The organism is Nonomuraea sp. NPDC052116 (genome assembly GCF_040680035.1).
In the GTDB taxonomy this organism is placed as follows: domain Bacteria; phylum Actinomycetota; class Actinomycetes; order Streptosporangiales; family Streptosporangiaceae; genus Nonomuraea; species Nonomuraea angiospora_A.
Genome location: NZ_JBFAWA010000005.1, coordinates 39,104 through 63,103, shown reverse-complemented (window position 1 = coordinate 63,103; position 24,000 = coordinate 39,104). Strand labels below are relative to the sequence as shown.

The following is a 24,000-nucleotide window of genomic DNA, read 5'->3' as shown; positions in this document are numbered from 1 at the left end:
GAGGCGCTGGAAGAATCGTCACTCCCCTGGGAGAGAGGTTCACCGTGCGGTTAGGTCGGCACCGCGCTCCGCTGCCCGCTGAGCTGCGACGCAGGAAGGCTTTCCGGCGCGGCATGCTGGCGGGCCTGACCGCGGTGGCCATCGTGGCCGCCGGCCTCGTGGTGGTGTTCGGCAGTGGCGGCCTGCTGTGCAGCACACGAGAGCCTGTTCTGGTCAGCGTCGCGGCGGCCGTCGACGTGGCCCCGGCGGCCATGGAGGCGGCCGAGCGGTTCAACGAGACGAAGACGTCCGTGGGTGGCCGGTGCGTGCTGGTCCAGGTGACCGAGCAGTCGCCGGCCACCGTCCTGCGTACGCTGATCGGCGACCGCGCGGGCGTCCTGCGCGAGCGGCCCGACGGGTGGATCGCGGACTCGTCGGCCTGGATCAGGCTGGCCCGCCAGCAGGGCGCGAGCGCGCTGCCCGCCGGTGAGAGCGTGGTGGCGACCTCGCCGCTGGTTTTCGCCACTCGCTCGTCGCTGGCCCAGCGCTTCTCCGTGGGCAGGACCGAGATGAACTGGCGGATGGTCTTCCCCGCCACCGTGCGCGGGCGGCTGACGCCCAACTCGGACGAGCCGGACATCGTACGCGTACCAGACCCGTCGCTGGCCGGGGCGGGCATCGCGACCGTGGCCGCCGCCAGGGACGTCGTCGGCACGGGGCCGGGGGCGGACAAGGCGCTGACCGCGTTCGTACGGTGGGCGCAGGCCGGCTCCGCCCCCGACTACCGCAGCATGCTGGCGGCGGTCGACGACCACACGTTCTGGCAGCGTCCGGTCGTCATCGTCCCCGAGCAGTCGGTCTGGAACCACAACCAGCGCCCCTCCGCCGACCCGGTCGTCGCGCTACACCCGCGTGAGGGCACGATCAACCTCGACTACCCGTACGTCGTCACCGCGACCGACCCCACGGTGGCCGAGGCGTCCACGGTCTTCGCCGACTGGCTGAAGGGCCCGCAGGCGCAGGAGATCGTCCGGCGGGCCGGGTTCAGGTCGGGTGACGGCACCCTGGGCCCGATCTCGCCGGGGCCGCAGATCCCCTCGGAGACCCCGAGGACCAGGTCGTCGGTGTCGTCGCAGGACATCGACGAGGCGCTGCGGGCCTGGAGCCGGCTGGCCCCGCCGACGAACATCCTCGTCCTGGCCGACACCTCCAAGCACATGGCCGAGTCGCTGAACGGCACCACCAGGATCAGCATCGCGCTGGACGCGGCCAAGATCGGGCTGCAGCTCTTCCCGGACTCGACGCACATGGGCCTGTGGGAGTTCGCCGAGGGGCTGGGCGGCCTCAAGCCCTACCGGGAGCGGGTCGGGCTCGGCCCGATCAACGAGCCCCAGACCGGACAGGTGGTACGCAAGAGCCGCCTCGCCGAGCTGACCGGCACGATCACCGCCCATCCCAGCCTGGACAGCTCGCTCTACGACGCGATACTCGGCGGCTTCCGCAAGGTCACCAGCGAGTACCGCGAGGAGATGAACAACGCGCTCCTGGTGATCACGGCCGGCAAGGACGACGGCAAGGGCACGAAGCTGCCGGAGCTCCTCGACAAGCTGCGCCACGAGTGGAACCCCGACAAGCCCGTACAGATCATCATCATCGCCTTCGGCAAGGGCGTCGACCACGACAGCCTGTCGCGGATCACGGCCGCCACGAACGGCTCGCTGCACGAGGCCCAGGAGCCGGGGGAGATCATCGACGTCTTCCTCGCCGCCCTGGCCCGCCGTCTCTGCCACCCCACCTGCAAGCCGACCCCATGAGAAGGGGGCGCTCCTGACGGAACGCCCCCTTCTGGCTGGCTAGACGCGCTGCCAGAGCGCCGGGACGTTGGGCGGCTCCCAGCCGGCCAGCGCCGTGTGGGCCTGGATGCAGCGGTACGTGACGCCGTTGTAGGTGACGGTGTTACCGACCGCGTACGCGGTGCCGGCCTTCCACGTGCCCGACGGCGTCGTGGGAGTGGGCGTGGGCGTCGGGTTGGGGGTCGGCGTGACGGTCGGGGTGGGGGTCGGGTTCGGGTTGCCGCCACCGCCGATCTGCAGGTCGATGCACGAGTAGAAGGCGTTGGCGGTGTCGGAGATGTTCCAGATCGCCAGGACCTTCTGCCGGCCCGAGTAGCCGGACAGGTTGACCGTGTGCGAGACCGTCGCGGGCGGCTGCTGGCCGTTGCCGTTGAAGACGGCGACCCGCGTGTTGCCGATGTAGTACTCGTAGTTGAGCGTGGCGTGCCTGGCGGTGAACGTCCAGTTGAAGGTCACCGTGGTGCCCACCTGGGCGACCGGCCACGGCTTGCTCTCGTCGCTGAGCTGCGCGAACTGCGACAGGTTGGCGTGGCAGCTCCGCAGCCCCTTCGGGCCCTCCACGCTCTGCGGCTCGTAGATGATGTTGCCGCAGTTGGGGACCTTGCCCTGGGCGCAGTTGGCCTGCCGGCTGGGCGGGGAGTTGACGTAGCCGTGCGCGAACGCCGGCGCCGTGTTGAACAGCGTGGTGGCGACGGCGATCACCACCACGGCGACTAACGTGAGCGTCCTTCTCATGAAGTTGCTCCTTCACATGGGGGGATGCCCCAAATGTAAAGGAAACTTTCCTAACGGTAAATGCCTGTCTGACCTATCCTTTCGGGTCGCGGTCAGCGTGTGACGATGAAGTCGTCCGGGTCGCGGGGCGCGCGGTCGCGCGGCGGGGCGGCCGCGTGGCCGACGGCCACGCAGCCCATCGGGTCCCAGGAGCCGGGCAGGTCGAGCACCTCGCGGACCACCGGGCGGCAGAACATCGTGGACGACACCCACGCCGAGCCCAGCCCTTCGACGGCGAGCTGGATGAGGAGGTTCTCCACCCCGGCGCCGGTCGCCGCGACGAACATCTCCCGCTCCGACGCGTTGCGCCGATCGTCGCGGTAGGTGTGGGAGCCCTCCATCACCAGGCACGGCACGATCAGACAGGGCGCGTCGCGCAGCATGTCGCCCCGCTTGATCCGCTTGGCGATCGACTGCTCGCTGAACCCGTCGCCGCGCAGGTCCTCGATCCACGCGTCGCGCATGGCGTCGAGCAGCTTGGTGCGCGTCTCCGGCGACTCCACCAGCACGAACCGCCAGGGGGTCGTGTGGTGCGGCGCCGGCGCGGCGATGCCCGCCGCGACCGCCCTGCGTACCTTCGCCGGATCGACCGGCCGGTCCGAGAACTCCCTGATCGTACGGCGGGCGAACACGACATCCCGCGACCCGTAGCGGAACAGGTCGTCGTCGGCCGGCCGCACCAGCGGCCTGACCCCGGGCCCGTCGTCGTCGGTGACCAGGTGGGACAGCCCGCGCACGATCGCCACCGGGACCCCGCCGAGCTTGCCCTTGACCAGCTCGGCCGCGCCCGCGATCTCGTCGGCCAGCGCGGTGACGGTGGCGTTGAGCTCGTTGCCGTAGCCGTCGGAGGTGCCACGGAAGTCGTCGAGCGGGCGCATGCCCGCCACTCCGATGGCCACGTCGGTGAGCCCTTCGCGCCACGGGCGGCCGAACGTGTCGGAGACGATCACGCCCGCCCGCACGGCCAGGCCCTTCCTGATGCGCCTGGCCGAGGCGTCGGAGTCTTCGGGGAGGAGGAGCACGGTGCCCGGCTCGGTGTTGGAGGCGTCGACCCCGGCGGCGGCCATGACGAAGCCGTGGCGGGTTTGGGAGATCACGGTGTCACCCCGCCTGGCCACCACGCGCTCGGTCTCGTCCTCGATGGCCTGGGTGCGGTCGGGCGCCCGGCGGACGCGGCCCTCGGCCTTGCTGATGATCTTGGACGTGACGACCACGATGTCGCCGTCCCGGAGGCCGGCGTCCTTGAGCAGCTCCGCGACGTCGTCGCCGGGCCGCACCTCGCCGATGCCCTCGACGGCGATCACCTCGAAACGCCGGGGGGCGCTGGTCATCGGGCGAGCTCCAGGGCCAGGTCGAGCGCGGTGCGGGCGATGTCGGCGGCGGCGCCGGCGTCGTGCATGAGGATCGGCCGGGCGATCACCCGTACGCCGTCGAGCGCGACCCCTTCGTCCTCCTCCGCCACCAGCCATCCGTCGATCAGCTTCGGGCCGTACAGGTCGAGCACGGCCTGCGCCGTCGTCTCCACCCCGATGGCGGTCAGGCAGGCGTCGGCCATGCCCCTGACCGGCGCGCCGCCGATGATGGGCGAGACCCCGACCACGGTCTTGGGCAGCAGGGCGTCGCGGATGCCCGGGACCTGCAGGATCGTGCCGATGCTCACGACCGGGTTGGACGGCGGCAGGATCACCACGTCGGCCTGCTCGATCGCGTCGAGCACACCCGGCGCGGGCTTGGCCGTGTCGGCCCCCACCAGCGCGAACGACTGCGCCGGGACCGAGGCGCGCAGGCGCACCCACCACTCCTGGAAGTGGATGGCGCGCTTGCCGTTTTCGTCCTCGATCACCACGTGGGTCTCGCAGCGGTCGTCGGTCATCGGCAGCAGTCGCACGCCGGGCTGCCAGCGCGCGCACAACGCCTGCGTGATCTGGGAGAGCGGGTAGCCGGCCTCCAGCATCTGCGAGCGCACGATGTGGGTGGCGAAATCGCGGTCGCCGAGCCCGAACCACTGCGGCTCCACGCCGTACGCGGCCAGCTCCTCCTTGACGACGTGGGACTCCTTGGCGCGCCCCCAGCCCTGCTCCTCGTCGATGCCGTTGCCCAGGGTGTACATCACGGTGTCGAGGTCGGGGCAGACCCGTAGGCCGAACAGGGTGATGTCGTCACCCGTGTTGCCGATGACGGTGATGGTGGCATCCGGCGCGGTCGCGCGCAGTCCGCGCAGGAAACGGGCGCCGCCGATGCCGCCCGCGAGTGACACGATGTGCATGCCGCCAGTCTTCCATCGGCCCCTGACAACCCCGTCTCGGGTGTGGTTTTACCCCACTTGTTATGAGAGAAGTGCCAGGTGTAGGCCGAATTGGGATGCAGGAGGTTCCTGGGACCCCCGCCACCCGAGTCGGTCATGTGGCAAACTCCCTTCGGGCTAAAGGGTCCGATGGGGGTACTTGTGAGCAAATTTGACGTCGCCCGGCTGAAGGAGCCGGGCGCATGGATCATGCTCGTCCTCGGCTTGCTGACCGTGCTGCTGACGGTCGGCGATGTCCTGGTCGGCTCGTCGTTGTCCCTGACGAGGCGGGCGGCGGCGAACGTCCTGGACCTGGCGAACCCCGTCGTGCCCGCGCTGCTGCTCGGAGCCGTGCTGCTGGTCACCAAGGTCGGCGAACCGTCGCCCAAGGCCAAGCCGATCATGTACGGGTCGGCGGTCGGGCTGGTGCTGGCCACGGTGTTCGGCATGCTGTCGCTGATCCTCGGCCTGTTCTCCGGGCTCGGGGCCTGGCCGACGATGCAGCTGGTGCTCCTTGGCGTGCCTTCCGTCGCGTTGATCGCCGTCGCGCTGGTGTACCTGATCCCGCAGATCCTGCCGGAGCGGCCCGTCGCGCAGGTCTACCACCACCCGAACCTCGGCCAGCAGGCGCCCTGGCAGCAGCAGCAGTTCGGCCAGCCCGACCAGCCGCAGCACTTCGGTCAGCCCGACCAGGCCCAGCAGTTCGGTCAGCCCGAGCAGCCCCAGCAGGGCTTCGGGCAGCCGGAGCAGCCGCAGCAGGCCCCCGGTTTCGGGCAGCCCGAGCAGGCTCCCGGCTACGGCCAGGCTCCTTACGGTCAGCAGCCGCCCTCGGGCGCGTACGGCCCGCAGCCGGGCTTCGCCCAGCAGCCGCCGTCCGGCCAGCAACCCGGCTACGGGCAGCAGCCCCCTTCCGGCCAGTACGGCCAGCAACCCCCGTCGGGCCAGTACGGCCAGCAGCCCCCGAGCTTCGGCGGCCAGCCCGAGCCCCAGGCCGCGCAACCGGAGCCACAGCCCCAGCTGCACGTGATCAGGGGTGCCCTGCCCGCCGCCCCCTCGGACCAGAGCCAGCCCGAGCAGCCCTACCCCGCGCCCAGCTTCGGCCCGCCGGAGCAGAGCCAGCCCGACCAGTCCTACTCCACGCCGAGCTTCAGCTCGTTGGAGCAGGGCCAGCCGGACCAGCCCTACGCGCCGCAGAGCTTCGGGTCGGTCGACCAGAGCCAGCCCGAGCAGTCCTTCGGCCCCCAGGGCTTCGGGTCGGGCCAGCCCGAGCAGCCCTACGCTCCCCAGGGCTTCGGATCGAACCAGCCTGAGCTGCCCTACGCCCCGCAGGGTTTCGGGGCGGGCCAGCCTGAGCCGTCCTTCGCCCCGCAGGGCTTCGGACCGGGGGAGGCCGGCCAGGGCTACTCCTCGCCGAGCTTCCAGCCGGTGGAGCAGAGCCAGCCCGAGCAGTCTTTCGCTCCCCAGGGCTTCGGACCGGGCCAGCCCGACCAGTCCTATGCCCCGCCGAGCTTCGGCTCGCCGGACCAGGGCCAGGCGGACCAGGCCTACGCCCCGCAGGGCTTCGCCCCGTCGGCCTACGCCCCCGCCGACACGGCCCCCTCGGCCCAGGAGTACTCCACCCCGCCGGCCGTCGAGTACCAGCCCGCCCCGTACGTACCGGCCGACAGCCAGCCGAGCGCCTACGGCCAGCCCAGCCCGAACCCGTACGCGCCGCCCGGGACCGACCAGCCCAGCCCGTACGCCCCGTCCGCGGACCAGCAGCCCAATCCCTACGCCCCGCCCGCGGACCGCCCGAACCCGTACGCGCCCCCGGAGGCCGCGCCCAACGCGTTCGCGGACCAGGCCTTCCCGACGCCGGCCGGCGACACCGCGCCGAGCGTCCCCTACCCGCCGGCCGCCGAACAGCAGCAGCAGCCGTACTTCGGCCAGAGCGCCTTCGACCAGCAGGGCGGCCAGCCGTTCACCGGCTACTCGGGCCGCGAGTACGCCACCCCGTCCGCGTACCAGGAGCCCGACCCGCCCGTGGACCCGCGCTCCCAGCAGCTCATGGACGCCTACCAGCAGGCGGAGACGTACCAGCACTCGACCGGCCAGCACTCGACGGCCCAGCACTCCACCGCGGGCACCCAGCCGGAGCTGCGCGTGCCCGACTACTCCAGCCAGGCGCCCAGGTCGTACGAGGACCCGCTCGGCCACCCGCAGCACCTCCAGCAGGGTGGTTACGAGCCCCAGCAGGGCCAGTACCGGCCCACCCACCAGGCGCCCCAACAGCAGCAGCCCTGGCCCCACCAGGCGGAGCCTGTCGGCGACGCGACGATGCGGCTCGACTCCACCCCCTACGGCGCACGCCCGGGAGACGACCCCATCGACCCTACGGCCATATACACGCCCAACGAGCCCCGCAGGTAACGGACCGGTAATGAACGACTAGAGAGAAGGTGGGGCCTGGGCGGGTGTCTATCCCGCCCTGGTACGGTTCGGACCGCTGACAGGTTGAACGAGCCTTACGACGCCGCGCGCAAAAGGGTGTCGGCCGGGCGTGAACATCACATGCCAAGCACACCGGGGCGAGCTCTGGTCTTTCCCCGGATAGCTGCATGCCGCTTGACGTCAGCTACAGCACACGCGTGTAATTACAACCATGTTGTTACGCCTTCCGATGGGTGGGTAATAAGGAAGGCGTCCATGGGGGGCTCCATTGCGGGCGGGCGGCAGGGAGGTGTGCAGTGACCGATCCGGTCATCGCACAGGATCAGCTTGACGCTGAAGAACTCGGCTGGCAGGAGCGCGCGTTGTGCGCGCAGACGGATCCGGAGGCGTTCTTCCCGGAGAAGGGCGGCTCCACCAGAGAGGCCAAGAAGGTCTGCCGATCGTGCGAGGTCCGTGCAGAGTGTCTGGAATACGCACTCGAGCACGATGAGCGGTTCGGCATCTGGGGAGGGCTGTCCGAGCGGGAGCGCAGACGGATCAAGCGCCAGGCCGTTTAGGTATATGGGCGGAAGGGTCACGCGGTCGAACGCGTGACCCTTTCCGCATCTGCTGTCCCGGCTGTCACAGGTATATGGTGGGCGCGCCTGCTCTACCCCCCTCAGGAGCATCCGCCCATGTCACGTCCCTATGTCACCGTGATCGTCGTCGCTCACGACGGCGCGCGCTGGCTGGGGGAGACGCTGCGTGCTCTGGTGAACCAGAGTCGCAGGCCGGACCGCGTGGCCGGCGTCGACAACGGCAGCAGGGACGGCTCGGCCGACCTGCTCGCCCAGGCGTTCGGCCGCGGCAACCTGATCTCCCTGCCGCGCTCCACCGGCTTCGGCGAGTCCGTCGCCGAAGTCCTCGCCAAGCTGCCGTCCGCCGGAAGCGACGAGTGGATCTGGCTGCTGCACGACGACTGCGCCCCCGACAGACGCGCGCTGGAGGCGCTGCTCACCGCGGCGGCGCAGGATCCGAAGGCCGCCGTGCTGGGCCCGAAGCTGCTCGACTGGCTCGACCGCCGGCGCCTGCTCGAAGTGGGCGTCACCGTGGGCCGTACCGGGCGCAGGGAGACGGGGCTGGAGCCGCGCGAGTTCGACCAGGGGCAGCACGACGGGACGCGGGACGTGCTGTCGGTGTCCACGGCCGGGATGCTCATCCGGCGCGACGTGTGGGAGCGGGCCGGCGGGCTGGACCCGTTCTTCCCGCTGTTCCGCGACGACCTCGACCTGTGCTGGCGGGTGCGCAACGCCGGACACAAGGTCCTGAACGTGACCTCCGCCGTGGCCTGGCACGCCGAGGCGGCGGCCCGCAGGCGGCGCAGGATCACGGTCAGCGGCGACCATCCCCGCAGGCTGGACAGGCGTAACGCGATCTTCGTGGTGATGGCGAACCTGCCGTTCGGCGCGATGCTCTGGGCGCTGCTGCGGAACGTGCTCGGCTCGGCCTTCCGCACGGCGCTGTTCGTGGTGAGCAAACAGCCCGCGAACGCGCTGGACGAGCTGGCGGCGATGGCGTCGATCCTGCTGCATCCGTTCCGGCTGCTGCGGGCGCGCAGGGCCCGCCGCCCCGCCGGAAACAGGCAGGCCCGCAAGAAGGGATATATCCGCATAAAGCGGTTGATGACCCCTCGGGGCGCGGCCTGGCGGCGGCTCATCGACATGGTGCGGAGCTTCCTCGCCGGCGAGGCGCCCGTGGACTCGACGGGCCGCCACCACCACGCCACCGCCTCCACCTCCGCCGAGGACGAGTACGAGGTCGTGCCGGCGGACACCGGCGCGGTCAAGCGCTTCCTCAGCCGCCCCGGCGTCGTCCTCATGCTCGCGCTGACCGCGGTCGCGCTGGTCGCCGAACGCTCCCTCCTCGGCGGCGAACGGCTCGGCGGCGGCGCCCTCGTCCCGGTCACGGGCGGCGCGGGCGACCTGTGGGCCTTCTACACCGAGGGCTTCCACGACATCGGGCTCGGCTCGAACGCCTGGACGCCCCCGTACGTCGCCGTGCTCGCGGCCCTGTCCACGCTCGCGTTCGGCAAGACGTGGCTGGCCGTGTCCGTGCTGCTGCTCGGCTCGGTGCCGCTGGCGGGCGCGACGGCGTACCTGGCCACCCGGCACGTCATCCCGGCGGTGCCCGCGCGGGCCTGGGCGGCGGGGACGTACGCGCTGCTGCCCGTCGCGACGGGAGCGATCGCGGCCGGACGGCTGGGCACCGCGGTGGTGTTCGTGCTGGTGCCGCTCTACGCCTCGCTCGGGACGGTGGTGCTGTCCGGCGAACGCCGCCGCGCCCGCCGGGCCGCGTGGGCGCTCGGGCTGCTGCTGGCCGTGGGGACGGCGTTCGCGCCCCTGGTCTATCCGCTGTTCGCCGTGCTGGGGGTGCTGGCGGCGGTCGCGTTCCGCGGCGCGGTGACCTCGATGGCCATCGCGCTCGCGGTGCCTCTGGTGCTGCTCTTCCCCTGGCTGGCGGGGCTGGTGACGTCCCCAGGCAAGATCCTGCTGGAAGCGGGGCTGCACGACCCCGCCCTGGTGGACGTCGCGCTCGCCCCCGAGTCGCTGCTGGCGCTCAGCCCGGGAGGGCCGGGGCTGCCGCCGTTCTGGGTGACCGGGGGTCTGGTGGCCACCGCCCTGGCGGCGCTCCTCATGCGCCGCCAGCGGATGATCGTCGCCATCGGCTGGGGCATCACCCTGTACGGGGTGCTGGCGGCGATCCTGGTCAGCCGCGTCACCGTCGAAGGCGCACGGGCCTGGCCAGGGGTCCCGCTGGCGTTCGCGGGGACCGGGCTGGTGGTCCTCGTGGGCCTGACCGCCCACCGGCTGGCCGAGCTCCGTGCCGGAGGCGCGCTGCGCCGGCTGGGGGCGATGGCGGTGGCGGCGGTGGCGTTCAGCACGCCGCTGCTGGCGGCCGGGTACTGGGTCGCCACCGGGGTGCGGGGACCGCTCGTGGGCGACGTGCCGGACGTGCTGCCCGTGCTGGCCGCCGCCCGTACCACGCAGGGGGAGCGCACGCTGGTGATCAAGGGCTCCTCGTTCACCGTGCTGCACGGCCGTACCCCGCTGATCGGCGAGTCGGAGCTCCCGATCGCGTCCGAGGCCCGCACTCGCCTGGGGGCGGCGGTCGAGGGCCTGGTCGGCGGGCGCGGCGGCGACGCGGTCACCCTGGGCAAGCTCGGCGTGGGCATGGTGGCCGTGGCGCCGCCCGTCTCCGCCGAACTGGCCAGAACGCTCGACTCGCAGCCGTCGCTGGCGCGCATGAGCCTGTCGGAGGCGGGCGGGCTGTGGCGGCTGGCCGAGCCGGTCGTCCGCGTACCCGCCCAGCCGGTCAGCGCCCTGCACACGCCCTGGCTGTGGACCCAGGCGGTGCTGGTGCTGGTGATCGCGGTGCTGGCGGCGCCGGGGCGGCGTGAAAGCGCCCCCGAGGCCGTGGAGGCGCCGCCGGCGGTCGCCGCCAGAATGGCCGTGAACGTGGCGGGTGGGCGATGAAGGCATTCGTGGAGAACCGGTTCGGGCTGCCGGCGCTGGTCGTCGTGGCGCTGGCGGTCCTGTACGGCGTCGCGTACGTCACCAGGCCGGCCCCTCCGGCGGCGGCAGCCCCGCAACCGCAACCCAGGAAGGTCGCCGTCGAGTCGGTCACCGCGGTGTGCCCCGGCTCCAAGGGCGAGCGGGTCAGTGTCTACCTGCCCGGCACGCTCACCTACGAGCCGATGCGCGACGCCAAGCCGTACGCGACGAAAGGCCCCGGCGGGCTGGAGGCCGGCTACCTCACCCGCGCCACCCAGGGCGCCGGCCGCGGCCTCGCGGGAGTCCGCTGCACCGAACCCGCCCCCACGACCTGGCTCGTGGGCCCCGGCCCCGCCAACGCCGACGTTCGCCTGCACCTCACGAACGCCGACAAGGCGCCGGCCCTGGCGGACGTACAGGTCTACGCGGCGGAGGGCCCCATCTCGGGCGACAAGGGCATCGGCCTGGAGATCGCGCCCGGCGAGCACCGCGAGATCGACCTCAAGACCATCGCCCCGTCGGCGGACATCATGGCCGTGAGCGTCACCACCGCCTTCGGCCGCCTCGCCGTCGCCGCCAGGACCACCCTCGAAACCGGCGGCGTCGACTGGCTCCCCTCGGCCGCCCCGCCCGCCACCCGCGTCGTCGTACCCGGCCTCCCCGGTGGCGGCGGCCGCCGCGAACTCCTGGTCGCCGCCCCCGGCGAGAACGACGCCCAGGTGCGGATCAAGGCGGTGAGCGAGGACGCCGAGTACGCCATGAAGGGCCGCGAGTCGTTGGACGTGCCCGCCGGCAGCGTGGTCTCCCTGGACGTCACCACGGGCGTGGGCGGCTCCTCGGCGGCCCTTGTCCTCACCTCACCCACCCCGATCGTGGCCGGCCTCGTCATCACGGGCACGGGCGGCCGCTCGGACGTCGCCTTCACCGCCGGCACTCCTGCGCTGGACCTGGGCAGCACGGTGGCCCGCAACGGCCCGGGCTCGAAGCTGATCCTCACGGCCGTCGGCGTCCCCGGCAAGGTACGGATCCAGGTGATACCCGAGAAGGGCCGGCCGGAGGAGCCGTTCGAGGTGTCGATACCGGCGGGCCGCACGAAGAACGTCAAACTGAAACCGAAGGGGGACTACGCGCTGGCGGTCACGCCGGTCGCGGGGGAGGTCTACGGCGCGAGAGTGATCGAGGACCACCTGAAAACCGGCCTCCTCCTCACCACCCAGCCCCTGGCCCCTTCCCGCCTGTGGACCCTGCTCCCACCCTTGACCGACACCCCCAACGTGGTTGCGCCTTAAGCCCCGGGAACTGCATGGACCTCGCGCGTTGCGAGGCGCTTCGCGCGAATCGGCTCCGGGCAGCGCTTCCCAAGGGGGGCTCGCCCCCTTTCGATCCCCCAACGGCGAGGTCCTCGCACGGGGGCGCGCTTCGCGCGATGGAGAGCTCGGGCAGCGCCCTGTGGGGGCAGGCCCCCACACCCCCGGCGAGGGGCTTTCCAGCCCCTCGCGCTCCCCGGGCCCTGGCCCGCTGGAAATACGGGATATCCGTCACCTACGGAGACGGATGATCTCCTGAACAGGCGCTACTCGGCGCCCTTCCTGAGTCCGTTTGTCGCAGAGCGTTCGCTCAGCGCCATGCCCCATCTTCGCGTCGTAGCTCAGGGAGGCTGCCGTCTGCGACGCGACGGGACACCTCCTCCCACTCGCGGATCACCCGCCGTTTGCCGTCAGGGGCAGACTGCCAGTTCGTCCGCGTCACTGGTTTGCCGGCGTAGACAGGTTCCCAAGTGATGGCGTGAAAGGCCCCGATCTCCGGCACGAGGGACTTGAGCATGTGCACGGTGCGAAGGTGGTACCACTTGGACACAGCGGTGATAACCAGCCCCACCCGCAAGGCTTCCTGAAGGAAGGGAAGCGCGAACTCGACGTTCTGCCAGGTGTTGGCGGACCGGTCTTCACAGCGGATGACGGCTTCGGGCACGCCACGCTCGATGAGGAGGCGATGGAAGGTGCGTGCCTCGACGATCCCGTTGTGACGGTTCACTCCGCCAGTAGCGATGATCAGCTGGGCGAGCCCCCTGTGGTACCGGTCGGCCGCGATTTCGGCCGGTTGCGGTTGATTGGTGCCGAAGAGGATGAGCGCCGTGGGGCAATCGTCGGGTGGAGGCGCTTCGACATCCACGAATGCGGTGATCTCGGCGACCTTGTCCGGACTGATGTCGTCGGTCATCCACGCTCCTCAACAGCGCGCGGGAACTGCAGATAATGTGCAGCCGGGGCGTTGATCGCTTCCAGGTGACGGGCACGGTACTCGGTGGTCCGATTAGCATCAGCGAATTGCTGGACCAGCACCTTGTCAAGCTTTTCCGCCAGCACCATGGGGTCGGCTGCCAGACAGAGCGGGGTGGCCGGCAGCCACCGAAGTCCTCCTGCTCTACCCGGCGGGCTGACCATGACGGTCCCGCCGGCGGCTGGTCGGCTGGTACGAACTGCGGAAAGAGTGCGATCATCAAGGTGGCTGCCTTGGGGCTGGCGGCAGCTCTGTGAAGGCCTTCCGCCGGGTCCCCGGTGAGGCCTGGATGAAGGCTCCAGCACACCTCGCACCTGGGGTTGCGTTCCGGTGGTCTTCGAGGCGCCTCAACGCTCTTCCCCGGGCCCTGTACAGCTCAGCGCTCGCGTCGTCATTCCACCTCGACGTCCCGCGATGAGTTTCGGGCGTTCGCGAGTCCAACCAGGTGAACCGAACGACAGGAGGTCCGAAGTGGGCGAGCAAGTGGGTACCGGGGTCACCGGTGTCAGGACCGTCGGCGTTCCCGTCACCGACCAGGACCGTGCCGTCGAGTTCTATGTGGGCACACTGGGACTGGAGAAGCGGCTGGACGCGCCCGTCGAACAGCTCGGCGGGCGATGGATCGAGGTGGCGCCGCCGGGAGCGACGACCACGATCGCGCTGATCCTGACGGCTCCCGGGACGGCGGTCGGCGTCGAGACGGGCATCCGGCTCGGCACGGCGGACGCCGCGTCCCTGCACAAGGAGCTTGTGGAGCGCAAGGCCGACGTGGACGAGCTGCTGCGGTGGGAGGGCGTCCCGCCGATGTTCGCCCTCCGTGACCTGGACGGCAACGGCCTCGAGATCGTCGAATAGCGGAGAGGGGGAACCTGCGATGAGTGGCGCTACGCGAGCGGATGACGTGGTCCAGGAACTGGACAAGGAGTTCACCGCGACGCTGGTGAAGAGCCCGAACAAGGGTGGGTGGACGTACGTCGTGATGCCCGGGTCCGCCGAGTTCCTCGGCACCCGGGGACTGGTGAAGATCCGGGGGACCATCGACGGTCACCCGTTCCGGAGCTCGTTCATGGCTCTGGGGGACGGCACGCACAAGCTGCCGGTGAAGAACGACGTACGGGAGCTGATCGAGAAGGGGCCTGGGGACAGCGTCACCATTCGCCTCCTGGAACGGATCAAGTAACGGGCTGCAGGGAGTGCGAATGCCTGTCGACCTCCTTCGGCCCGGTTGCACCGGGCTGCATCTCCAGCCTTTGCGGTCCAGAGGACGGTAACCAGTCCGGGCCCTTGTCTCCATCCTGGTCCGACCGGTCAACGGGACAGGTGGGAGGTTTCCGCCGAAGTCCCGCAGTCGATTGCGGCCGCCTGACCGGCCAACTTCCATGGGTGTCATGACCGTCACTCGTGAGGAGATCAGTGCCGTTCTGAGGCGCTACCTCGACGCCCACCCCGACCGCGCTGCTGACGTCCACCTCCTGAGCGAGGCCCTGGACACCGAGCGCGACCTGGCGTCGCGCGGCGCCTTCCCGCTCCATGTCACCAAATAGCCGAGACCTTATCCGCCCAGCTCAGCCCATCCCTCGGATGGAGCTGAACCCGTGCTCATCGTCCGGCTGGGCTCCCAGCGGAACCTACACGCCGACATTGGCATCCAACAGCGAATGAAGGTACGTCGCCTCATATATTCGACCGCTCTGGCAGCCCCGGTTCTGTACGCCGCGGTCAACATGACCGCGCTCCAGCTGATCGCCCATCCGACGGGAGAACTCAATCCCTGGTACGAGGAGCCATGGAATGACATGCTGCTGGAACAGCTGGAGCAGGAGGTCACGCATGCGCGGAATGTGACGCTCGGCATCACCCTGGTCCTGGCCGCCGAGGCGGTTCTCATCGCCGTGCTCGACCGGCTGAACCGTCGATCACCCTCCAGGTCCACCGTGCCGACCGGCGTCTGGTTCATCCTGTACGAACTGACTCTGGTCATAGGGGTGCTGCTTTCTCCCCTGACACGGTTTTGGCTGCTCAATGACGATGGCGATCTTGAGATGATGGCTCCCGAGTGGCATTCTCCCGCGTTGATCGCCATTCCCGTCCTCACTCTTATAGGCCTGATCGCTTGGATGTCCGGCCCGCCGGATGCCGTACCTGGTCCGCGCGATGAGCGGTGAGGAGGTCAGCGTGCCTTGGGGAAGGCGGCGCGCAGGCTGGATCCGTTGACGATGAAGGCGACCGCGGTGCACAAGCTGCCTTCCGCGCGCCTCGCGGACAGCGTCGCCGCGATATGACCGAGGGAGAATGGCAGCCATGACCGTCATGGAGCCTTCGTTAGCGAGCGACTTCGGGGTCGTGCGCGGAGTGGTGCCGTCATGCTTCGAGGTGTGAAGCGGCGCGCTGTTTTGGCGACTCTGATCCTGGTCGTCGTGGGTGTCCTGGTGGTCGCATGCGTCTTCTTTCTTCCCGCCTGGATCGTCCGGCACGACCTTGGGAGCGGTTCGTCAGGGTTTTCGGCCGGTGACCGGCTCAAAGCCATCAACGACGTACGGGTGACCCTGTTGCAGGGGTTGGCCGCGCTGGTGGCGCTGGGGAGTGTTGCGCTGGGCGCCGTGATGACGCTGCGCCAGATCCGGGTGAGCAGAGAGGGGCAGTTCATCGATCTGTTCACCAAAGCCATCGAGCAGTTGGCGAGCGATCACGTCGGAACGCGGATGGGCGGTGTCTACGCGATGGAGCAGATCGCGAGTGCCGCGCCGCACTACCGCGGTCACGCCGCCGCCCTGCTGGCCTCCTTCGTCCGGTTAAACGCGCCCTGGCCGCCGAGTCGCCCGACGCAGGAGGTCGACCTTGAACGGAAGCGTTATCACGGAGGGCTGCGCGACGATATCGGCGCGGCGATGGCGGTGCTCAGCCGACGAACGATGGTCCTTCCAGGCGACAGCATCGAGCTGGAGAAGATCGATTTACGGGCGGCCGATCTGGCCGGGTGCGATCTGAGCCGATTCTGCTTCGCCGGATCCAACCTCGAGGGCGCGATCCTGACCGGATGCAACCTCACGGAGGCCACCTTCGCCGGCGCCATCCTGCGGAACGCCGACCTGACCGGCGCCGGTCTTTCTGGAGCGGATCTGAGCGATGCCGATCTCGCAGGGGCTGTCGGCGTCGATTCTGGTGGGGTGGAGCCGACTCCGGCTGATGGTGGTGGTGCGGCTGGAGGGCCTGACGGAGCCGAAACTCGTCCCTAGAGCGGGGCGCATGGCGGCTGGTGAAACCTGGGGAGCCAACGACGCCCGGGCTCTCCGTCCCTCACCCCGACGGCGCGGGCGATCCCCTGAAGCCGACCTCTATGCGGAGCGCCTGCGTACCGATTCTTTGTCCTCTGGCGGCAGGGCCTCGGCGACCAGCAGCCGCGGCAGTAGTTCCGGCTCCAAGGTCATCGCACGGAAGACCAGCGCGACGGTCACATCATGATCGGGCCGGTGCACGATCTCGACCGGATCACCGGCGCGGATATCACCGGGCTCGATCACGCGCAGATACGCGCCCGGCCGTGCGGCCTGCGTGAAACGCTTGATCCAGCCGTCACGTTCCAGCCAGCCCTGGAAGGTCCCACACGGGATCCGCGCGCACGACACCTCCAGGACGACGTCCGGCCCGATCCGCCAACGCTCACCGATCAGGGCGCCGTTGACGTCCAGACCCAGACTTGTGAGGTTCTCGCCGAAGACGCCGTTTGTGAGCGGCCTGCCCAGCTCGGCCTCCCAGGTGTCGAGATCCTCGCGGGCGTACGCGTAGACAGCCTGGTGAACGCCGCCATGGTGCTTCACGTCGTACACCCGATCGCCGGCGAGACCGACCTCACCGGTGCCCTTCGGGCCCGGGGCTCGCACAGCGACCGGGCCGTGGACGGGTCGCTTGTCGATGCCCGTCGCGCTCAGGCCCTTCCAGGGGTTGGGCCGGGGTCTGCCGATGTTGACGGAGAGGAGCCTCATAAGGCGTGACGGTACGGGCCTTATCCACGCTCTCGCGACTGATTTCTCCTGGGCCCCTTGAAGGCTTCTCGTCGCGGGCCCCCACAGGGCGCTGGCCGAGTTCCCCACCGCGCGAGGACCGCGCTTTCAGGAGAGGGGTGGGCCTCCTTGAGAGGCGATCCGCGCGAAGCGTGCCGCTGTGTGAGGATCGCGCCGTTTGTCCGGGGGTCCGTACGGGGCTCAGCGGCGGTCGTCGTAGCCGGGGTCGACGGTTTCGGGGGAGAGGCCCAGGAGGGTGGCCACTTGTTCCACCACCGTGTCGTGGACCATGGCGCCGAGGGTGTCCCGGTCTCTGGCGCGTGCTTCGAGCGGGCGGCGGTAGACCACGATCGACGCCGGGTTCTGGCCGGTTGCGGCGTCGGCGCGGCCGAAGGGGATCGGGTCGGTGCCCAGGCTCGGGCCGTCGCCGAGTTCGCTCAGCGGCGGGACCTCTTCCACCGCGAACTCCACCGCCGACAACTGGCGTTCCCAGCGGGGGCGGAGGCGGTCGACCGCGTCCAGCACGAGGTCGTCGAAGCGCTCGCTCCGGGACTTGGCCATGGGCACGTGGGAGGGAGCGAGCGGGCCGCGGAGGCCACGACCGTGGCGATCGCGCCGTCTGGGACCGCGCTTCTGTGTCACGCAAGCAAGTGTACGGGGATGGCCTGTCGATTCTGAGGAACGGTGTCACCTCTCCGCGCCTCTGGGTGATGTTCCGAGGTTCTGGGTGGTTGCCGGCGCCGTGAGAGGTCGTGGGGCGGTGAGGCGTTGGCCGTAGCCCGGCGTTCGGGTGGGGTGTCGGGGTGTCGGTCGTGCTTCGGCGTTCGGGTGGGCCGGGGTGTGTGATCTCTGGGGGCGGGGTGCGGCGTTGCCGCTCCCCACCGTGCGTTGATCCCCTTAGGCTCTGAGGAAGCGTCACCGCTCACCACCTCTACGTGATCCCCCAAGGTCCGGAGGGCCGGTGTCTTCGGGGCATGTGGGTGGAAAGGCTGCGACAGGTGTCCGAATTGTGGCGACACGCTCGTTAAGAGCGCTCAGATAGTGGCGCCCCGCACACTTACCAGATACGGTCCCTCCGTGAGCCCCGTCCGCCGCTGTTCCCGCACCGCCTGCAGTCAGCCTGCCGTCTTCACGCTCACGTACGTATACGCCGACTCGACCGCTGTTCTCGGCCCCCTGGCGACGTACGCGGAGCCACACTGTTACGACCTGTGCGCCGAACATGCCGAGCGGTTGACCGCTCCCCGAGGCTGGGAAGTGGTACGGCTGCCGACGGACGGCGCCTCCCCGAGTTCCGACGACCTCGAGGCGCTGGCCAACGCGGTCAGGGAGGCCGCGCGGCCCACGCCGTCCGGCGGCGGTGAGCCGGTCGGTCAGGGCGTCGAGGTCGGTCGCAGGGGGCACCTGCGCGTTCTGAGGTCGGCTCAGCAGCACCGCGACCGGTAGGCTCGATTACGCCGGAGAATCGACCCAAGGGCGGAGCTGGAGAGTGGGCGACCTCGCCAAGATCTTCAAAGCGTACGACGTTCGCGGAGTGGTGCCCGAGGAGCTCGACGAGCCGACCGCCGAGGCCGTGGGGGCCGCCTTCGTCGAAGTGACCGGGGCCGAGTCGATCGTGGTCGCGCACGACATGCGCGAGTCCTCGGTTCCGCTGGCAGAGGCGTTCATCAGGGGCGCCCGTTCGCGTGGCGCCGACGTGGTGCACGCCGGGCTGGGCTCCACCGATCTGCTCTACTACGCCAGCGGCAGCCTGGGGCTGCCCGGGGTGATGTTCACCGCCAGCCACAACCCCGCCCGCTACAACGGCATGAAGATGTGCCGGGCCGGCGCGGTGCCGATCGGCGGCGACACGGGGCTCATCGACATCCGTGACCGGGCCGCCGAGCTGGTGGGCGTCACGGCCGCCCCCGGCGGGTCGGTGATCGAGAAGGACCTGTTGCAGGGCTACGCCGACCACCTGCGCACGCTCGTCGACCTGTCGCGCATCCGGCCGCTCAAGGTGGTCGTCGACGCGGGCAACGGCATGGGCGGGCACACCGTCCCGGCCGTGTTCGAGGGGCTGCCGATCGAGCTGACGCCGCTCTACTTCGAGCTGGACGGCGACTTCCCCAACCACGAGGCCAACCCCATCGAGCCGCAGAACCTCGTCGATCTCCAGCGGGCCGTGGTCGAGAGCGGGGCGGACCTGGGGCTGGCGTTCGACGGTGACGCCGACCGGTGCTGGGTGATCGACGAGCAAGGGCGGTCGGTCTCGCCGTCGGCCGTCACGGCGCTGGTCGCGACGCGGGAGCTGGCCAAACATCCCGGCTCGACGATCATTCACAACCTGATCACGTCGCTGGCCGTCCCCGAGATCGTGCGCGAGCAGGGCGGGGTGCCCGTGCGCACGCGCGTCGGGCACTCGTTCATCAAGGCCGAGATGGCCCGTACGGGAGCCGTCTTCGGCGGTGAGCACTCGGCCCACTACTATTTCCGCGACTTCTGGTTCGCCGACTCCGGGATGCTGGCGGCGCTGCACGTGCTGGCCGCGCTGGGCGAGCAGGAGCGCCCGCTGTCGGAAGTGGTGGGGGTCTACTCGCGCTACCACGCCTCCGGCGAGGTCAACAGCACCGTGGCGGACCAGGGCGACGCGTTGCGGCGGGTGCGGGAGGCGTTCGCGGCGCGGGGGGAGTTCGACGAGCTCGACGGGCTGACCGTGACCGGGCCGGGCTGGTGGTTCAATGTGCGGGCGTCCAACACCGAGCCGCTGCTCAGGCTGAACGCCGAGGCGGCCGACGAGAGCACAATGAGGGCGATCAGGGACGAGGTCCTCGCCATCGTGGGAAGGGTGTCAGAGTGAAGATCGACGACTGGCTGCTGGAGATCCTGGCCTGTCCGGCGTGCAAGGCTGCCTTGCGTGCCGAGAACGAGGCCGAGGAGCTGGTCTGCACGGGCTGCGGCCTGATCTATCCGGTACGGGATGACATCCCCGTCCTGCTCGTCGACGAGGCCAGGAAGCCGTGACCTGGGAGCCGGAGCGGCTCGACGACCAGCGTCACCTCAGCGAGGCGGATCCCGGCGGGATGCTGCCGGCGGTCGCCACCTCGGCGGCGCACGTACGCACCGGCTACCGCACCGCGGTCGAGGCCCGCGTCGGCCGCCTGGCCGACCACGGGCGCCCGCGCGCCATCGTGGTCGCGGGCATGGGCGGCTCGGGCATCGTCGGCGACATCCTGGCGGCGATCGTCGGCAACGGCGCGCCGCTGCCGATCGTCACGCTGCGCTCCTACCAGCTCCCCGGCTGGGTGGGCGCCACCGACCTGGTCGTGGCCGTGTCCGGCTCCGGCGACGCCGAGGAGACGGTGTCCGTCGCCACCCAGGCGGTCCGGCGCGGATGCGCGCTGCTCGGCGTGGGCGCCCCCGGCTCCCCGCTGGAGGCCGTCGCCACCCAGGCCTCGGCGATCTACGTGCCGGTGCCGGTCACCGGCCCGTCCAGGGCGAGCCTGTGGCTGCTGGCCGCCCCGGTCATCGTGGCCGCCGCCGCGCTGCGGCTCGTCCAGGCCGACGCCGACCTGTTCGAACGGGTGGCCAAGACGCTGGAGGACATGGCGCACCGGTGCCGGCCGTCCAGCGAGTCGTTCATCAACCCCGGCAAGTCGCTCGCCATGGATCTGGCCGAGAGCGTGCCGATGATCTGGGGGTCGTCGCCCGTCGCGTCGGTGGCGGCGTACCGGCTGGCCTGCCAGCTCAACACCAACGCGAAATACCCCGCCGTCCACGGCGAGCTGCCCGAGGCCGGCCACAACCAGGTCGAGGTCTTCGACGGGCCGCTGGCCGAGCGCGACATCTTCGCCGACACCGCCGGGCGCACGCTCCGGCTCGTGGTGCTGCGCGACGTCGAGGAGCATCCCCAGGTGATGCGGCGGCGCGAGACGTCGGTACGGCTGGCGCGGGAGCGCGACGTGCCGGTGACGGAGCTGTCGGCGGAGGGCGAACATCCGCTGGAACGGATGGCCACGCTGATCGCGCTCGGCGACTACGCGAGCACGTATCTGGCGCTCGGATATGCCATCGATCCGACCCCTGTGTCAGCGATCACTGAGCTGAAGGCCAGAATTTCGCAATAGGATCCCTTTTCAGGCCTTTGTACGTGATCTTTATGAGTGGAGAAGACCGGTGAGCGCGAGCGGCGGTACTAAAGCGATCATTGCGGCCTTGACCGCGAACCTGGCAATCGCCGTGTCCAAATTCGTGGCCGCGTTCTTCACCGGGTCGTCCTCGATGCTGGCGGAGGGCATTCACTCGGTCGCCGACTCGGGCAACCAGGTGCTGCTGCTGGTGGGCGGCAAGCGGGCGGCCAGGGCCAGCACGAAGGAGCACCCGTTCGGCTACGGCCGCGAACGTTACTTCTACGCCTTCGTGGTGGCCGTCGTGCTGTTCACGATCGGCGCGGCGTTCTCGATTTACGAGGGCATCCACAAGCTCTCCGCTCCGGAGCCGGTGGAGGCGCCGATCTGGGCGTTCGCGGTGCTGATCTTCGCGATCATCGCCGAGGGTTTCTCGTTCCGCACGGCCATCAAGGAGTCGAACGCCGTACGCGGCAAGCTGTCGTGGGTCGCGTTCGTTCGCCGGTCCAAGTCGCCCGAGCTGCCGGTCATCCTCCTGGAGGACCTGGGCGCGCTGCTCGGTCTGATCTTCGCGCTGTTCGGCGTGACGATGGCGGTCGTCACCGGTGACGGCACCTGGGACGGCATCGGCACCCTGATGATCGGCGTGCTGCTGGCCGTGATCGCGGTGGTGCTGGCCATGGAGACCAAGTCGCTGCTGGTCGGCGAGGGCGCCACCCCCGAGATGGAGGCCCAGATCCGGTCCGCGCTGGAGGGCTCGCCCGAGGTGGCCAGGGTCATCCACATGCGCACGCTGCACCTCGGCCCCGAGGAGTTGCTGGTGGCGGCCAAGATCGCGGTGGCGTACAACGACACGGCGGCCGAGGTCGCGAAGGGCATCGACGAGGCCGAGCGGCGCATCCGCGAGGCCGTGCCGATCGCTCGCGTGATCTACCTGGAGCCCGACCTGGACCGCCTCCGCAGCAGCACCTCCGCCTCCTGACGTTCACGACGTGAGCTGGGCCGGGCGGAGGCGCGGGAGGCGCAGCCGGGGCCTGCGGGGCCGGCCCAGAGTGATGAACGCCTCGGCCTGCAACGCCGAGACACCGATGCGGGGCAGGTCGCGGGCGTTCGGATAGACCACGAAGCGGGGCTCCCAGATCGGCCGGAACTTGGCGTTGAACCGGTACAGCGACTCGATCTGGAACCAGTGCGACAGGAAGATCAGCAACGCCCGCCACGCCCGCAGCACCGGTCCGGCCCCGAGGCGCTCCCCGCGGGCCAGGACGGCGCGGAACATGGCGAAGTTCAGTGAGACCTGCGTGATGCCCAGGGCCGGCGCGGCCTGGAGGGTCTTGACGATCAGGAACTCGTTGAGCCCCGGATCGGCGCCGCGGTCGCGCCGCATCAGGTCGAGCGAGATGCCGTGCGGCCCCCACGGCACGAAATGCAGCACGGCCTTGAGCTCGCCGTCCTTGTGGGCGGTGGCCACCAGGCACTGGGAGTCGGCCGGGTCGCCGAAGCGGCCAAGCGCCATGGAGTAGCCGCGCTCGGTCTCGGTGCCGCGCCAGGAGTCGGCCGCCTGCCGGACGTCTTCGCGCTCCTGGCCGGTCAGGTCGGCGCTGCGGCGCACGTGGCACGTGTAGCCGTTCCGCTCGGTCCTGTTGACCATCTGGCGGACGTTGCGCATGGCGCGGCCCTCCAGCGTGAAGTCGGCGACCTCGACGATGGCCTCGTCGCCGATCTCCAGCGCGGACAGCTTGGCCTCGCGCGTCCACACCTCTCCGCCGGTCTCGCCGCAGCCGATGACGGCGGGCACCCAGGCGTGCCGCCTGGCCTCGTTCATGAACACCTTGATCGCCGCCGGCCACGCCTCGCGGTCGCCGATCGGGTCGCCGCTGGCCAGCATGACCCCGGACACGACGCGATAGGCGATGGCCGCCTTCCCCGAAGGGGAGAACAGCACGCTCTTGTCCCGCCGCAGCGCGAAGTAGCCGAGCGAGTCGCGTTCGCCGTGCTGGGCGAGCAGGGCGCGCAGGCGCCGCTCGTCGTCCTCGGTGAGCTCGGCGGCCGGGCGCTCGGGGCGCAGCGCCAGGTAGAGCGTGGAGACGGCGGTGAGCGTGCCGAGCGCGACCAGGGAGAAGTAGACCAGGTCGGAGATCCGCTCGACGGTGAACGTGACCGGTCCCTCGATCCCGACCAGGCCGAGCAGGACGTGTTCGAGGCGTTCGAGCACGCTCGGACGGCCCACGATCACGTGCGGGCGGGCGCTGATGATGAGGTAGCCGAGGCCCACGTCGATGGCGCCGAGCACGAGCAGGTTCCCCAGGGCGCGCCAGCGCGAGCGCGGGTCGGGCAGCGCGGAGAACTCGCCCCTGCCCCACACGAGCAGGACCAGCAGGGCGAGGCTGATCACGGCCGAGGCCGGACGCAGGTGGATGAAGCTCACGACGGCGCTCACCGGGAGCAGCAGCACGACCGCGCGCCAGGCGCGCACCTTCCCGCGGCGCAGCGCGTGCGCGAGCATGATCAGCATGATGCCGACGACCAGGGAGGACGCTCGGGCGAAGGTCGTGACGATGCCCGGCAGGATGTCCGTCCACACACCCATGCGGCTGTGCTCGAAACGGGGGAACACCGCCTTGCTGATGTCCAGCAGGCCGACCACCAGCGACGCATAGGCGGCGACGGCACGAATCCAGGAGCGCTTCACACTCCGAGATTGAAGACCCGGCCGGGTAATCTCCATGTTAACTCCCTGCTTACGGCCCTCCCTGTATTCCA

Annotated in this window: 23 protein-coding genes; 15 read left to right on the top strand and 8 right to left on the bottom strand. The window is 70.3% G+C overall.

Translation table 11 applies throughout. The features are described from left to right. Positions 1-44 precede the first annotated feature (44 nt). Positions 45-1,793, top strand: coding sequence for a substrate-binding and VWA domain-containing protein (locus AB0L65_RS10585; RefSeq protein WP_364242988.1), 1,749 nt, complete (start codon positions 45-47; stop codon positions 1,791-1,793). A 39-nt stretch (positions 1,794-1,832) separates the two neighbouring features. Here the strand turns inward: AB0L65_RS10585 and AB0L65_RS10580 are convergent, their stop codons facing one another. From AB0L65_RS10580 to cofD, 3 genes are all read right to left on the bottom strand, one after another. Continuing rightward, positions 1,833-2,567 carry a lytic polysaccharide monooxygenase gene (locus tag AB0L65_RS10580; protein WP_364242985.1) on the bottom strand — a complete coding sequence of 245 codons (735 nt, stop codon included), beginning with the start codon at positions 2,565-2,567 and terminating at the stop codon, positions 1,833-1,835. 92 nt (positions 2,568-2,659) lie between these two features. Then, complete coding sequence (locus AB0L65_RS10575; RefSeq protein ID WP_364242982.1) at positions 2,660-3,937, bottom strand: coenzyme F420-0:L-glutamate ligase; 1,278 nt, start codon at positions 3,935-3,937, stop codon at positions 2,660-2,662. Next, the gene (gene cofD / locus AB0L65_RS10570; RefSeq protein WP_364242979.1) at positions 3,934-4,872 is read right to left on the bottom strand and encodes a 2-phospho-L-lactate transferase; all 939 of its coding nucleotides are present in this window, start codon (positions 4,870-4,872) and stop codon (positions 3,934-3,936) included. Before cofD ends, AB0L65_RS10575 begins: the two co-directional genes overlap by 4 nt. 180 nt (positions 4,873-5,052) lie before the next feature. Between cofD and AB0L65_RS10565 the strand changes: the two genes are divergently transcribed. The 4 genes from AB0L65_RS10565 to AB0L65_RS10550 all read left to right on the top strand — a co-directional run bounded on the left by AB0L65_RS10565 (position 5,053) and on the right by AB0L65_RS10550 (position 12,139). Beyond that, complete coding sequence (locus AB0L65_RS10565; protein WP_364242976.1) at positions 5,053-7,299, top strand: hypothetical protein; 2,247 nt, start codon at positions 5,053-5,055, stop codon at positions 7,297-7,299. Positions 7,300-7,616: 317 nt separating this feature from the next. Further along, a complete protein-coding gene (locus tag AB0L65_RS10560; protein WP_020546325.1) occupies positions 7,617-7,877 on the top strand; it encodes a WhiB family transcriptional regulator in 261 nt (86 codons plus the stop codon). 117 nt (positions 7,878-7,994) lie between these two features. Beyond that, positions 7,995-10,832 carry a glycosyltransferase family 2 protein gene (locus AB0L65_RS10555; protein WP_364242973.1) on the top strand — a complete coding sequence of 946 codons (2,838 nt, stop codon included), beginning with the start codon at positions 7,995-7,997 and terminating at the stop codon, positions 10,830-10,832. After that, entirely contained in the window at positions 10,829-12,139 is a 1,311-nt protein-coding gene (locus AB0L65_RS10550; protein ID WP_364242970.1) for a DUF5719 family protein, read from the top strand. Before AB0L65_RS10555 ends, AB0L65_RS10550 begins: the two co-directional genes overlap by 4 nt. 328 nt (positions 12,140-12,467) lie before the next feature. Here the strand turns inward: AB0L65_RS10550 and AB0L65_RS10545 are convergent, their stop codons facing one another. Next, positions 12,468-13,070, bottom strand: coding sequence for a YdcF family protein (locus AB0L65_RS10545; protein ID WP_364242967.1), 603 nt, complete (start codon positions 13,068-13,070; stop codon positions 12,468-12,470). Further along, positions 13,067-13,219 carry a hypothetical protein gene (locus AB0L65_RS10540; RefSeq protein WP_364242964.1) on the bottom strand — a complete coding sequence of 51 codons (153 nt, stop codon included), beginning with the start codon at positions 13,217-13,219 and terminating at the stop codon, positions 13,067-13,069. The genes AB0L65_RS10545 and AB0L65_RS10540 overlap by 4 nt, the downstream gene beginning before the upstream one ends. Before the next feature lie 382 nt (positions 13,220-13,601). Between AB0L65_RS10540 and AB0L65_RS10535 the strand changes: the two genes are divergently transcribed. From AB0L65_RS10535 to AB0L65_RS10515, 5 genes are all read left to right on the top strand, one after another. Further along, positions 13,602-13,985 carry a VOC family protein gene (locus AB0L65_RS10535; protein WP_364242961.1) on the top strand — a complete coding sequence of 128 codons (384 nt, stop codon included), beginning with the start codon at positions 13,602-13,604 and terminating at the stop codon, positions 13,983-13,985. A gap of 19 nt (positions 13,986-14,004) precedes the next feature. Continuing rightward, positions 14,005-14,310: a DUF1905 domain-containing protein gene (locus tag AB0L65_RS10530; protein ID WP_364242958.1), complete on the top strand. Its 306-nt coding sequence runs from the start codon at positions 14,005-14,007 to the stop codon at positions 14,308-14,310. A gap of 208 nt (positions 14,311-14,518) precedes the next feature. Continuing rightward, complete coding sequence (locus AB0L65_RS10525) at positions 14,519-14,674, top strand: hypothetical protein (RefSeq protein ID WP_364242955.1); 156 nt, start codon at positions 14,519-14,521, stop codon at positions 14,672-14,674. Between the two features lie 51 nt (positions 14,675-14,725). Continuing rightward, the gene (locus tag AB0L65_RS10520; protein ID WP_364242952.1) at positions 14,726-15,295 is read left to right on the top strand and encodes a hypothetical protein; all 570 of its coding nucleotides are present in this window, start codon (positions 14,726-14,728) and stop codon (positions 15,293-15,295) included. Positions 15,296-15,505: 210 nt separating this feature from the next. After that, positions 15,506-16,366 (top strand): pentapeptide repeat-containing protein, encoded by an 861-nt coding sequence (locus tag AB0L65_RS10515; protein ID WP_364242949.1) that lies wholly within the window; start codon positions 15,506-15,508, stop codon positions 16,364-16,366. A gap of 99 nt (positions 16,367-16,465) precedes the next feature. On the opposite strand, the gene AB0L65_RS10510 is transcribed toward AB0L65_RS10515, so the two are convergent. Continuing rightward, entirely contained in the window at positions 16,466-16,957 is a 492-nt protein-coding gene (locus AB0L65_RS10510) for an MOSC domain-containing protein (protein ID WP_364242947.1), read from the bottom strand. Between the two features lie 375 nt (positions 16,958-17,332). Then, positions 17,333-17,692, bottom strand: a complete 360-nt coding sequence (locus tag AB0L65_RS10505) for a metallopeptidase family protein (RefSeq protein ID WP_221519419.1) — start codon at positions 17,690-17,692, stop codon at positions 17,333-17,335. A 516-nt stretch (positions 17,693-18,208) separates the two neighbouring features. On the opposite strand from AB0L65_RS10505, the gene AB0L65_RS10500 reads away from it, so the two are divergent. The 5 genes from AB0L65_RS10500 to AB0L65_RS10480 are packed head-to-tail and all read left to right on the top strand — an operon-like array spanning position 18,209 to position 22,219. Continuing rightward, positions 18,209-18,577 carry a DUF3499 domain-containing protein gene (locus AB0L65_RS10500; RefSeq protein WP_106236645.1) on the top strand — a complete coding sequence of 123 codons (369 nt, stop codon included), beginning with the start codon at positions 18,209-18,211 and terminating at the stop codon, positions 18,575-18,577. Positions 18,578-18,620: 43 nt separating this feature from the next. Next, entirely contained in the window at positions 18,621-19,970 is a 1,350-nt protein-coding gene (locus AB0L65_RS10495) for a phosphomannomutase/phosphoglucomutase (protein ID WP_364242944.1), read from the top strand. Next, entirely contained in the window at positions 19,967-20,134 is a 168-nt protein-coding gene (locus tag AB0L65_RS10490) for a Trm112 family protein (RefSeq protein ID WP_185070977.1), read from the top strand. The genes AB0L65_RS10495 and AB0L65_RS10490 overlap by 4 nt, the downstream gene beginning before the upstream one ends. Beyond that, the gene (locus AB0L65_RS10485) at positions 20,131-21,237 is read left to right on the top strand and encodes an SIS domain-containing protein (RefSeq protein WP_364242941.1); all 1,107 of its coding nucleotides are present in this window, start codon (positions 20,131-20,133) and stop codon (positions 21,235-21,237) included. Before AB0L65_RS10490 ends, AB0L65_RS10485 begins: the two co-directional genes overlap by 4 nt. 49 nt (positions 21,238-21,286) lie before the next feature. Next, positions 21,287-22,219, top strand: a complete 933-nt coding sequence (locus AB0L65_RS10480) for a cation diffusion facilitator family transporter (RefSeq protein WP_364242938.1) — start codon at positions 21,287-21,289, stop codon at positions 22,217-22,219. Positions 22,220-22,222: 3 nt separating this feature from the next. On the opposite strand, the gene AB0L65_RS10475 is transcribed toward AB0L65_RS10480, so the two are convergent. Continuing rightward, complete coding sequence (locus AB0L65_RS10475) at positions 22,223-23,929, bottom strand: phosphatidylglycerol lysyltransferase domain-containing protein (RefSeq protein ID WP_364242936.1); 1,707 nt, start codon at positions 23,927-23,929, stop codon at positions 22,223-22,225. Between the last annotated feature and the right edge of the window lie 71 nt (positions 23,930-24,000).

What these genes read in the sequence shown, in the direction of transcription:
- AB0L65_RS10580 (WP_364242985.1), bottom strand. Translation starts at nt 2,567, where the DNA reads ATGAGAAGGACGCTCACGTTAGTCGCCGTGGTGGTGATCGCCGTCGCC.
- AB0L65_RS10575 (WP_364242982.1), bottom strand. Translation starts at nt 3,937, where the DNA reads ATGACCAGCGCCCCCCGGCGTTTCGAGGTGATCGCCGTCGAGGGCATC.
- cofD (WP_364242979.1), bottom strand. Translation starts at nt 4,872, where the DNA reads ATGCACATCGTGTCACTCGCGGGCGGCATCGGCGGCGCCCGTTTCCTG.
- AB0L65_RS10555 (WP_364242973.1), top strand. Translation starts at nt 7,995, where the DNA reads ATGTCACGTCCCTATGTCACCGTGATCGTCGTCGCTCACGACGGCGCG.
- AB0L65_RS10550 (WP_364242970.1), top strand. Translation starts at nt 10,829, where the DNA reads ATGAAGGCATTCGTGGAGAACCGGTTCGGGCTGCCGGCGCTGGTCGTC.
- AB0L65_RS10545 (WP_364242967.1), bottom strand. Translation starts at nt 13,070, where the DNA reads ATGACCGACGACATCAGTCCGGACAAGGTCGCCGAGATCACCGCATTC.
- AB0L65_RS10540 (WP_364242964.1), bottom strand. Translation starts at nt 13,219, where the DNA reads ATGGTGCTGGCGGAAAAGCTTGACAAGGTGCTGGTCCAGCAATTCGCT.
- AB0L65_RS10530 (WP_364242958.1), top strand. Translation starts at nt 14,005, where the DNA reads ATGAGTGGCGCTACGCGAGCGGATGACGTGGTCCAGGAACTGGACAAG.
- AB0L65_RS10525 (WP_364242955.1), top strand. Translation starts at nt 14,519, where the DNA reads ATGACCGTCACTCGTGAGGAGATCAGTGCCGTTCTGAGGCGCTACCTC.
- AB0L65_RS10505 (WP_221519419.1), bottom strand. Translation starts at nt 17,692, where the DNA reads ATGGCCAAGTCCCGGAGCGAGCGCTTCGACGACCTCGTGCTGGACGCG.